The 10,305-nt window shown below is 73.0% G+C and carries 9 protein-coding genes; 2 read left to right on the top strand and 7 right to left on the bottom strand.

The window, feature by feature from the left end; translation table 11 throughout:
• Window positions 1-18 precede the first annotated feature (18 nt).
• Window positions 19-510, top strand: coding sequence for an Lrp/AsnC family transcriptional regulator (locus JWP64_RS14215; RefSeq protein ID WP_297496522.1), 492 nt, complete (start codon window positions 19-21; stop codon window positions 508-510).
• Here the strand turns inward: JWP64_RS14215 and JWP64_RS14220 are convergent.
• The 7 genes from JWP64_RS14220 to tkt form a co-directional block, all read right to left on the bottom strand.
• On the bottom strand, window positions 507-908 hold the full coding sequence (locus JWP64_RS14220; protein ID WP_297496524.1) for an NYN domain-containing protein: 402 nt from the start codon (window positions 906-908) through the stop codon (window positions 507-509). The two genes, JWP64_RS14215 and JWP64_RS14220, sit on opposite strands and share 4 nt — an antisense overlap.
• Before the next feature lie 17 nt (window positions 909-925).
• Complete coding sequence (gene pgl, locus JWP64_RS14225) at window positions 926-1,705, bottom strand: 6-phosphogluconolactonase (RefSeq protein ID WP_297496526.1); 780 nt, start codon at window positions 1,703-1,705, stop codon at window positions 926-928.
• A 35-nt stretch (window positions 1,706-1,740) separates the two neighbouring features.
• Entirely contained in the window at window positions 1,741-2,685 is a 945-nt protein-coding gene (gene opcA / locus JWP64_RS14230; protein WP_297496528.1) for a glucose-6-phosphate dehydrogenase assembly protein OpcA, read from the bottom strand.
• A 79-nt stretch (window positions 2,686-2,764) separates the two neighbouring features.
• On the bottom strand, window positions 2,765-4,324 hold the full coding sequence (zwf, locus tag JWP64_RS14235; protein ID WP_297496529.1) for a glucose-6-phosphate dehydrogenase: 1,560 nt from the start codon (window positions 4,322-4,324) through the stop codon (window positions 2,765-2,767).
• 7 nt (window positions 4,325-4,331) lie between these two features.
• Entirely contained in the window at window positions 4,332-5,936 is a 1,605-nt protein-coding gene (locus JWP64_RS14240; protein WP_297496531.1) for a glucose-6-phosphate isomerase, read from the bottom strand.
• Window positions 5,937-5,955: 19 nt separating this feature from the next.
• The gene (gene tal / locus JWP64_RS14245; protein ID WP_297496533.1) at window positions 5,956-7,068 is read right to left on the bottom strand and encodes a transaldolase; all 1,113 of its coding nucleotides are present in this window, start codon (window positions 7,066-7,068) and stop codon (window positions 5,956-5,958) included.
• A gap of 28 nt (window positions 7,069-7,096) precedes the next feature.
• On the bottom strand, window positions 7,097-9,193 hold the full coding sequence (tkt, locus tag JWP64_RS14250) for a transketolase (protein ID WP_297496535.1): 2,097 nt from the start codon (window positions 9,191-9,193) through the stop codon (window positions 7,097-7,099).
• Between the two features lie 469 nt (window positions 9,194-9,662).
• Between tkt and JWP64_RS14255 the strand changes: the two genes are divergently transcribed.
• Window positions 9,663-10,305: heme o synthase (locus JWP64_RS14255; protein ID WP_297496541.1), on the top strand; the 643-nt coding region annotated here is incomplete at its 3' end.

Here is a 10,305-nt window from a genome sequence, read left to right on the forward strand (position 1 = left end):
CCCCGGTAGCGTGCCGATATGGCCGTGGAAACCCTGGACGATACGGATTGGCGCCTGCTGGAAGTCCTGCAGCGGGACGGCCGGGCGAGCTACGCGGACCTCGGCCGGGCGGTCGGGCTCTCGCCGAGCGCGGTGACCGAACGGGTGCGCCGGCTGGAGGACACCGGGGTGATCACCGGCTACTCCTGCGAGATCGACGCGGAGAAGCTCGGGCTCGCGATCATGGCGATGGTCCGGCTGCGGTACCCGAGCGGCAACTACGGCCCGTTCCGGGACCTCCTCGGGACGACGCCGGAGATCACCGAGGCCCACCACGTGACGGGCGAGGACTGCTTCGTGCTGACGGTCCGGGCGCGGTCGATGCGGCACCTGGAGGAGGTCACCGGCCGGATCTCGGGGCTGGGCGGGGTGACGACGAGCGTCGTCTACTCGAGCCCACTGCCGCGCCGGTCGGTGGTCGCGAGCGCGGTCAGGGCGAGCGCGGCCGCGGCGGCCCGCAAGCGGCGTTAGACGAGTTTCAGCAGCCGCCCGGGACGGATGGTCTGTGCCCCGACGGCGTGCAGCCGGCGGGTCAGCTCCCGGTCCGCCGTGACGACGAGGACGTCCTCGCCCCGGGAGACCAGGTCGTGGGCCAGTTCGACGATCGCGGAGTCCGCGTCGGCGGGCGCGAGCAGGATCTCGAACCCGTCAGGCGGGTCGGCGGGCGGTGTCGCCCGCCGCGCCCTGCCCTCCAGGACGAGCACGACCCGGTGCGCGCCGGGGTGCTCGGCGAACAGCTCGTCGAGCGCGCCCCGGCGCAGCGCCCCGGCCAGCTGCTCCGCCAGCCGCGAGGCGGCGCCGGCGCGGTCCCGCCACCAGCCGTCCGGGCGCGACCCCATGACGTTCGCGCCGTCGACGATCAGGTGCATGGGGGCGCCCGCGCCGGTCAGCCGATGGAGGGGACGAGATCGCGGGGGAGCTTGGACGCGGCGGACCTGTCCAAGAGCCAGCGGGTACGGCGGCGGCCCCGGGCGCCGGCCACCGGGATCGCGACCTCCCCGGCCCCGCCGAGGGCCATGGCCACCGCCGCGGCCTTCTCCTCGCCGGCCGTGACGATCCAGACCTCCGCGGAGTTCCGCAGCGCCGGCAGCGTCAGCGAGACCCGGGTGGGCGGCGGCTTCGGGCAGTTGTGGACGGCGACGACCGTCCGCTCGGTCTCGTACACCGCGGGCGACTCGGGGAAGATCGACAGCGTGTGTCCCTCGCCGCCCATCCCGACCAGCGCGATGTCGAACATCGGGACGGGGGCGTGGTCCTCGGGCCGGGCCTTGCGCTTGAGCAGGTCCGCGTACTCCGCGGCCGCCTCGTCCGCGCCGGACGGTCCCGTGCCGACGTCCGCCCCCATCGGGTACACCAGCGACGGGTCGACGCGGACGTGGTCCAGCAGCGCCTCGCGGGCCTGGGTCTCGTTGCGCTCCGGGTCCCCGGGCGGGAGGAACCGCTCGTCGCCCCAGTAGAACTCGATACGCGCCCAGTCCACGGCGTCCCGCGCGGGGGAGCGGCGCAGCTGCTCGAGCATGGCGATGCCGACCCCGCCGCCGGTCAGCACCAGCTTCGGCACGTTCCCGGAGGACTGCAGGTCCACCAGGCGCGTGACGAGGCGGGCGGCCGCCGCGGCCGCGAGCACGTCCTTGTCCGCGTGGATCGCGATGTCCGGCTGCGTCATCTGATCTCCTGCTGTCATCGTGTCGTCCTCCGGCTTCAGACCTTGACCGGCGTCCGGCCCCGCGAGATCTCGCCGACGCCGGTGAGCGCGGCCCCGTAGATCTCGTCCGGGTCGAGCCGGCGCAGCTCCTCGGACAGGCAGTCCGGCACCGAGCGGCGGGCCAGCGCGATCATCCGGTCCGGCTGTCCGGGCTGCGAGAGGGTCGCGATCTTGCCGTCCGGGCGGGTCAGCTCCACCGGCCCGGAGGAGCGGGTGAGCCGGACCAGGGACATGCCGTGCGTGCTGGTGGACGGCGAGCGCTTGATCTTCACGTTGAGCCGGGTGGCGAGCCAGCCGGCCAGCAGGTCCGTCGAGGGCGAGACGACCTCGCCGGCGACGAGCGCCGCGGTGACGTCCTCGTGCGGGGGGAAGTCCAGGGCCGCGGCCAGCAGCGCGCGCCACTGGGTGAGCCGGGTCCACGTGAGGTCCGTGTCCCCGGCGACGTGGTGGGCGCGGCGCTGCTCGAACGCCTTGAGCGGGTTCTTCGACGACAGGGCGTCGGTGATCCGGCGCTGGGCGAGCTTGCCGATGGCGTCCTCGGACGGGACCGCGGGTGCCTCGTTCGGCCACCACGCGACGACGGGGGCGTCCGGCAGCAGCAGCGGCATGACCATCCCGGCCCCGGGCTCCGGGTCCGCGAGGGCGCCGTACCCGCGCAGGACGATGACCTCGCTGGCCCCGGCGTCACCGCCGACGCGGATCTGCGCGTCCATCCGCGGCGCCGCCTTGCGGGCGCCGCGGGCCAGCACGATCACCCGGCACGGGTGCTCGCGGCTCGCGGAGTTCGCGGCCTCGATCGCACCCTCGATGGAGAGGCCGTCGTCGGTGACGACGACGAGGGTCAGCACCCGGCCCAGGGCCAGCACGCCGTTGCTCTCGCGCAGCTCGACCAGCTTCTTGTTCACCGTCGAGGAGTTGCTCGACGGCAGGTCGACGATCATCGAACGCTCCGGTCGGTCTGCAGGGACGGGATCTTCGGGGCCGGGGACTTCGGGGCCGGGGACTTCGGGGGCGGGGTCATCAGGGCCGGCGCCACGTGCGGCCGGTCCGGGCGAGCATCTTCTCGGCGGACTCCGGGCCCCAGCTGCCGGCGGGGTAGGGCGCGGGGCCCTCCTCCGCGGCCTGCCAGTGCTCGATCACCGGGTCCAGGATCTCCCACGAGCGCTCGACCTCCTCGTTCACCGGGAACAGGGACGGCTCGCCGAGCAGGACGTCGAGGATGAGCCGTTCGTAGGCCTCGGGGGAGGCCTCGGTGAACGCGGTGCCGTAGCCGAAGTCCATCGTGACGTCCCGGACCTCCATCTGGCTGCCCGGCACCTTGGACCCGAAGCGCATCGTGACGCCCTCGTCGGGCTGCACGCGCACGACGAAGGCGTTCTGTCCCAGCTCCTCGGTCATGGTCTGGTCGAACGGCAGGTGCGGGGCCCGCTTGAAGATCACCGCGATCTCGGTGACGCGGCGCCCCAGCCGCTTGCCGGTGCGCAGGTAGAACGGCACCCCGGCCCAGCGGCGCGTCTCGACCTCGCAGGTGATCGCGGCGAAGGTCTCGGTCCTGGAGTTCGGGTCGAAGCCCTCCTCCTCCTTGAGCCCGCGGACGAGCTGGCCGCCCTGCCAGCCGCCGGTGTACTGGCCGCGGGCGGTGGTCTCGTCGATCGGGCCGACGAGCTTGGTGGCGTTGAGGACCTTGATCTTCTCGCTGCGCAGCTCGTCGGAGGAGAACGAGGTGGGCTCCTCCATCGCGGTGAACGCGAGGAGCTGCAGCAGGTGGTTCTGGATGACGTCGCGGGCCGCGCCGATGCCGTCGTAGTAGCCGGCGCGCCCGCCGAGACCGATGTCCTCGGCCATCGTGATCTGCACGTGGTCCACGTAGTGGGAGTTCCAGATCGGCTCGAAGAGCTGGTTGGCGAAGCGCATCGCCAGCACGTTCTGGACGGTCTCCTTGCCGAGGTAGTGGTCGATCCGGAAGACCGAGTCCTCGGGGAAGACGTCGTCGACGATCGCGTTGAGCTCCCGGGCCGACTGGAGGTCGTGGCCGAAGGGCTTCTCGATCACCACCCGGCGCCACTGCTCGCCGTCCTGCGCGGACAGGCCTGAGCGGGCCAGCTGCTTGCAGACGACGGGGAACGCCGACGGCGGGATCGACAGGTAGAACGCGTGGTTCCCGCCGGTGCCGCGGACCCGGTCCAGGTCACGCACGGTCGACTCGAGCCGGTCGAACGCGTCGTCGTCGTCGAAGCTGCCCTCGACGAACCGGAAGCCCTCGGCGAGACGGTCCCAGACCTCCTGCCGGAAGGGCGTGCGGGCGTGCTGGCGGACGGCCTCGTAGACGATCTGGCCGAAGTCGTCGGTCGACCAGTCCCGCCGGGCGAACCCGGTGAGCGCGAAGCCCGGCGGCAGCAGCCCGCGGTTGGCGAGGTCGTAGATCGCGGGCATCAGCTTCTTCCGCGACAGGTCTCCGGTGACGCCGAATATCACCAGACCGCACGGGCCCGCGATCCGCGGGAGACGCTTGTCCCGGGGGTCCCGCAGCGGGTTGACGTATCCCGCGCTCCCCGAGGAGATCTTGGTGCCGGAGGTCATCGTGGGGTCATCCGTCCTCTCGGCCCGCCCGGCCGTCCGGCCGGGCGCGCAGTTCCTGTACGGCGCGGGCCAGCGTGACCAGCCCGGCCACCCTGTCCACGAGGTGCAGCCGCAGCACGGGGACACCCCGCGCCGCGACGTCGGCCGCGACGGTGCCGGCCTCGGTGAGCTGAAGCCTAGTCAGGTCGGGTCCGGGGTCCGGCACGAGATCATCCGGCGCGTCGGCGGTCAGCTGGCACAGGACCCGGTCCGCCCGCTCGCCGCCGGTCCCGTCCCGGGGCGCCCAGCCGAAGACGGCCGGCGTCCCGGCGCGGCGGGCCAGCTCGCCCCGCAGCACGGCGAGCGACGCGTCCGTGGCCGGGTCCAGCCAGGCGGAGAGCGCGACGTGCCCGCCCGCCGGCGTCGCGTCGACGAGCGCCTGCAGGGCCGCGCCGACGGTGTCGGTACCCGCGGGCAGCCACGCCCCGGCGCGGATCTCGACGAGCCCGTCCGTCGCCCGAGGGGGCTCGGCGGGCAGAGGATTCCTCCCGATCAGGGGTGCCTCGGCGGCGAACGGACGCCCCCCGAGCAGCCGGGCCGCGGCGGCGACGGCGTACTGCCAGAGCAGCACCTGCCCGCCGACGGGCCCGGTGGTCCGGATGTCGACCTGTTCCGTGGAGGGGCCGAGCGCGATCCGGGCCGCGCCGGGAGGTGCCGCGCCGAGGTCGTCGACCGGGTCCAGCTCGTCCGCGAGCAGCGGGAGCCGCCCGGCGGCGGTGAGCAGCTGGGCGAGCCACGCGGCCAGGCCGGGCGGCCCGGAGGCCGCGTCCAGCACCAGCGGCACGTCCCCGTGGGCGACGAGCGCCCCGGCGAGCTCGAGCGCGGGGTTGTCCGGGGCGTCCGGGAGCAGCAGCGCGCCCGCCACCGCGGCGTCGGCCAGGACGGCCCCGACGTCCGCTCCCGCGAGGCCCGCGGGCACCAGGCCCGGCGAGCCGAGCACGGAGAAGGGGCCGGGCACGTCCCGCTCGGCGGTGACGACGACGGAGCCCTCCCGCCGCGCCCGCTCGTCGAGCGGGGAGCCGGCCTCGGTGATCACGACCGTGCGGGCCGCGACGCCGGCGGCGGCGCCCTCGCCGAGCAGCTCGAGGGCCATGGCGTCGGCCAGGACCCGGTGCACGGCGTCGATCCGCGGGTCCGCGCCGGACCGGTCCGCGACGACGAGCACGCTCGCCCCGAGGTCCCCGGCCAGCGCGTCCGACACCTGGCCGGGATCCGCCGAGTCCACGACGGTCAGCGGCAGCCCGGGTCCGGTCCCGGCCGAGCCCGCCAGCGCCTGTGCGCCGAGGGTGAGCCGCGCGTCCCCCACGAGGAGGACACGCGGCGCACCGGAGACCCGGAACCGTTCCCGCAACGCCTCGACCTGCCCGACGAGCGGGCGGGACGTGCGGGGGAGCGCCGACCAGCCGAGGCCGTCGGCGGCACCGCCCGCGGGACCCCAGGCGCTGGGGTCCGCGTCCGCGATGCGGGACGCCACGACGTCGCCGGCGAGCTCGCCAGCGATGCGCCGGGCGTCCGCGGCCAGCTCACCGGCGAGCGTGACGGCCGGCGCGCCCACGGTGGGTCCCGACGTCAACGGTCCCTGCCTCCTGCTCCTACTTGGCCGCGTCGAGCTGGGCCTGCACGGTCTCCTGCAGCTCGCCCCAGGACTTCTCGAACTTGTCCACGCCCTCGTTCTCCAGGGTGAGGAACACGTCCGTGAGGTCGATGCCGACGGCCTCGAGATCGTCGAAGACCTTCTGGGCCTCCTCCGCGCGCCCGGTGACCCGGTCGCCGTGGACCTCGCCGTGGTCCGCGAACGCCTTCAGCGTCGCCTCCGGCATGGTGTTCACCGTGTTCGCCACCACCAGCTCGGTGACATACATCGTGTCCGGGTAGTCCGGGTTCTTCACCCCGGTGGACGCCCACAGCGGCCGCTGCGGGTTGGCGCCCTTCGCCTCGAGGGCCTTCCAGCGGTCCGAGGCGAAGACCTTCTCGAACGCCGCGTAGGCGAGCCGCGAGTTCGCGAGACCCGCCTTGCCGCGCAGGGCCATCGCCTCGTCGCTGCCGATCGCCTCGAGCCGCTTGTCGATCTCGGTGTCCACGCGGGACACGAAGAACGACGCGACCGACTGGATGGACGCGAGCGCCTGCCCGTTGGCGGCCGCCTGCTCGAGGCCGTCGAGGTAGGCGCCCATCACGTGCTCGTACCGCTCGACCGAGAAGATCAGCGTGACGTTGACGCTGACGCCCTCCGCGAGCGCACGGGTGATGGCCGGCAGCCCCTCCTGCGTGGCCGGGATCTTGACCAGCAGGTTGGGCCGGTCCACGGCCTTCCACAGGTCCAGCGCCTGCGCGACGGTGGCCTCGGTGTCGCGGGCCAGCGTCGGGTCGACCTCGAGGGAGACCCGGCCGTCCGTGCCGCCGGTGGACTCCCAGGTGCCGCTGAACAGGTCGCACGCCTGCTGGACGTCCGCCACGGTGATCTCACGGATCGCCGCCGCGACGTCCGCGCCCCGGCTCGCGAGCTCGCGGACCTGCGGGTCGTAGGCCTCGCCCTTGGACAGCGCGCTCGCGAAGATCGTGGGGTTGGTGGTGACGCCGACGACGTACCAGTCGTTGATCAGCTCCAGCAGGTTGCCGGAGTTGAGCCGCTCCCGGGACAGGTCGTCGAGCCAGATGGACACGCCCGCCGCGGAAAGGGCGGCGAGCCTTTCGTTGGTGCTCATTGCCAGATCTCCTTCGTCTCGCACGCGATCAGGACTTGCCGAGGCTGGCGCGCGCCGCGTCGACGACAGCCTCCGGCGTGAAGCCGAACTTCTCGAACAGGGTCGCCGCGTCCGCGCTCGCGCCGTAGTGCTCGATGCTCACGATCCGCCCGGCGTCGCCGACGAAGCGGTACCACGACATCGCGATGCCCGCCTCGACCGCGACCCGCGCCTTCACCGACGGGGGCAGCACCGAGTCCCGGTAGGAGGCGTCCTGGGCGTCGAACCACTCGACGCACGGCATGGAGACCACACGGGTCGGAACGCCCTCCGCCTCGAGGGTCTTGCGGGCCGCGACGGCGAGCTGCACCTCCGAGCCGGTGCCGATCAGGATCACCTGCGGCTCGCCGGAGGACGCCTCGGCCAGGATGTAGCCGCCCTTCTTGACGCCCTCGGCGGAGGTGCCCTCGAGCACCGGCAGGTTCTGCCGGCTCAGGCACATGCCGACGGGGCCGTCCTGCCACTCGAGCGTGGCCTTCCAGCCGGCGGCGGTCTCGTTCGCGTCCGCCGGGCGCAGCACCGAGAGGTTCGGGATGGCCCGCAGCGCGGTGAGGTGCTCGATCGGCTGGTGGGTCGGGCCGTCCTCGCCGAGGCCGATGGAGTCGTGCGTCCAGATGAAGATGGCGGCGGTCTTCATCAGCGAGCCGAGCCGGACCGCTCCGCGCATGTAGTCGCTGAACTGCAGGAACGTGCCGCCGTAGGGCCGGGTCGGCCCGTGCAGCGCGATCCCGTTGAGGATCGCGCCCATCGCGTGCTCGCGGACGCCGAAGTGCAGCGTGCGGCCGTACGGGTTGGCCTTCCACATCTTGGTGGCCGCCGACCTCGGGCCGAACGAGTCCGCGCCCTCCATCGTCGTGTTGTTGCTCTCCGCGAGGTCGGCCGAACCGCCCCACAGCTCCGGAAGCACCGGAGCCAGGGCCTTCAGCACCTCACCGGACGCCTTGCGCGTCGCGAGGCCCTTGGGGTCGACTTCCCACGTCGGCAGGGCGTCCGCCCAGCCCTCGGGGAGGGCGTTCGCGAGGAGCCGGTCGAAGAGCTGCTTGCGCTCCGGCTCCCGCCTCGTCCACTCCTCGTAGGCCTCCTCCCACCGCCGCTTCTCCTCCTGGCGGCGCTCGGCGACGCTCCGGGTGTACTCCAGGACCTCCGGGTCGACCTCGAACGACTTCTCCGGGTCGAAACCGAGGATCTTCTTGACCTCGGCCACCTCGTCGGCACCCAGCGCGGCGCCGTGCGCCTTGCCGGTGTTCATCTTGGTGGGCGCCGGGTAGCCGATGATCGTGCGCAGCTGGATGAACGACGCGCGCGTCGTCTCGGCCTTCGCGTTCTCGATCGCCTCGAGGATGCCGGTGACGTTCTCCCCGCCCTCGACGACCTGGACGTGCCAGCCGTAGGCCTCGTACCGCTTCGCGGTGTCCTCGGACAGCGCGATCCTCGTGTCGTCCTCGATCGAGATCTCGTTGTCGTCGTAGAAGACGATGAGGTTGCCGAGGTCCTGGCGGCCCGCGAGCGACGACGCCTCGCTGGTGACGCCCTCCTGGATGTCCCCGTCCGAGGCGATCACGTAGATGAAGTGGTCGAACGGGCTCTCGCCCAGGGGCGGGTCGGGGTCGAACAGGCCGCGCTCGCGGCGTGACGCCATCGACATGCCGACCGCGGAGGCCAGGCCCTGGCCCAGCGGGCCGGTGGTCATCTCCACGCCGTCCGGGGTCAGCCCGAGCTCCGGGTGGCCCGGCGTCTTGGACCCCCACGTCCGCAGCTTCTTCAGGTCCTCCAGCTCCATGTCGTACCCGGACAGGAACAACTGGATGTAGAGCGTCAGACTGGAGTGCCCGGCGGAGAGCACGAAGCGGTCCCGGCCGATCCAGCCGGGGTTCTGCGGGTCGTGCCGCATGACGCGCTGGAACAGTGTGTACGCGAGCGGGGCGAGGCTCATCGCCGTGCCGGGGTGACCGCTGCCGACCTTCTGCACGGCGTCGGCGGCCAGCACGCGGATCGTGTCGACCGCGCGGCGGTCGAGGTCGGTCCAGTCCGCGGGTACCTGGGCTCGGGTCAGTGCGGAGACGTCGGGTTCCGACGTAACGGACACGGGTGTGCTCCTGTCCTCGTGTGAACGGGCGGCTGCTGAAACAACACAGACGCGGTCGTGGTCCGGGGGGTGCCCGCGGGCGGTGGTGCCCGCGCGTGAACCGGCCCTCGCCACGATGCGCGTCCGACTCGACCCCCGACTCTAGTGGTCCGGGCTGGTCCGGGCCGGTCCCCAGTGGTCAACTCCCGCCCTGTCGCACCGGACGGGTCTCGGGGGTCTACCCCGTCTGCCCGCCGGGCATACCACGGGCTAGCATCGACGCGTTGTAGAAAGTGGGGCCCGTGGTGTGCGAACGCGCCGGGCCGGGGCCCGCTCGCTGCGGCGGAACGACACCCCACCACGATCGTCGAGGTACCGAGCGAGGTAGCAACTGGTGAGCGCGCCCGTGTCCGACCGGGGATCCGCCCGGGAGGCCCGACGGCCGGCGGCAACGCCGACGCCGGACCGGCGACCACGTCCGTGGTCCCGCCTGGAGCGCGCGAAGGACGTGTTCCGTGCCTATCTGGGCCTGACGAAGGCCCGGATCATCGAGCAGCTGCTCGTCGTCACCGTGCCGGCCATGGTGCTCGCCCAGCGGGCGATCCCCTCGGTCTGGCTGATCCTCGCGACGCTCGTCGGCGGCGCCGTCGCCGCCGCCAGCGCCCACGCGCTGAACTGCGTGGTCGACGCGGACATCGACGCCAAGATGAAGCGCACCTCCCGCCGTCCGACGGCGAAGGGCCAGGTCAGCCCGCGCAACGCGCTGATCTTCGGGCTCGCCCTCGGCGCGCTGAGCGCCGTGTGGCTGGCGCTCACCACGAACCTGCTCTCGGCCGCGATGGCGGTCGGCGCGATCGCGTTCTACGTGCTCGTCTACACGCTGATCCTCAAGCGCCGGACCTCGCAGAACATCGTCTGGGGCGGCGCTGCGGGCTGCATGCCGGTGGTCATCGGCTGGTCCGCGGTGACCGGCACCGTCGAGTGGCCCGCGCTGGTCATGTTCGGGATCATCTTCTTCTGGACGCCGCCGCACTTCTGGGCGCTCGCGATGAAGTACCGGGACGACTACGCGGCCGCGGACGTGCCGATGCTGCCGGTCGTGGCCACCCCGCGTCAGGTGTCCGTCCGGATCC

Origin of the sequence: Pseudonocardia sp. (assembly GCF_025465255.1) — a bacterium.
Taxonomy (GTDB): domain Bacteria; phylum Actinomycetota; class Actinomycetes; order Mycobacteriales; family Pseudonocardiaceae; genus Pseudonocardia.

What these genes read in the sequence shown, in the direction of transcription:
- JWP64_RS14220 (WP_297496524.1), bottom strand. Translation starts at nt 908, where the DNA reads ATGCACCTGATCGTCGACGGCGCGAACGTCATGGGGTCGCGCCCGGAC.
- JWP64_RS14215 (WP_297496522.1), top strand. Translation starts at nt 19, where the DNA reads ATGGCCGTGGAAACCCTGGACGATACGGATTGGCGCCTGCTGGAAGTC.
- opcA (WP_297496528.1), bottom strand. Translation starts at nt 2,685, where the DNA reads ATGATCGTCGACCTGCCGTCGAGCAACTCCTCGACGGTGAACAAGAAG.
- zwf (WP_297496529.1), bottom strand. Translation starts at nt 4,324, where the DNA reads ATGACCTCCGGCACCAAGATCTCCTCGGGGAGCGCGGGATACGTCAAC.
- tal (WP_297496533.1), bottom strand. Translation starts at nt 7,068, where the DNA reads ATGAGCACCAACGAAAGGCTCGCCGCCCTTTCCGCGGCGGGCGTGTCC.
- pgl (WP_297496526.1), bottom strand. Translation starts at nt 1,705, where the DNA reads ATGACGCAGCCGGACATCGCGATCCACGCGGACAAGGACGTGCTCGCG.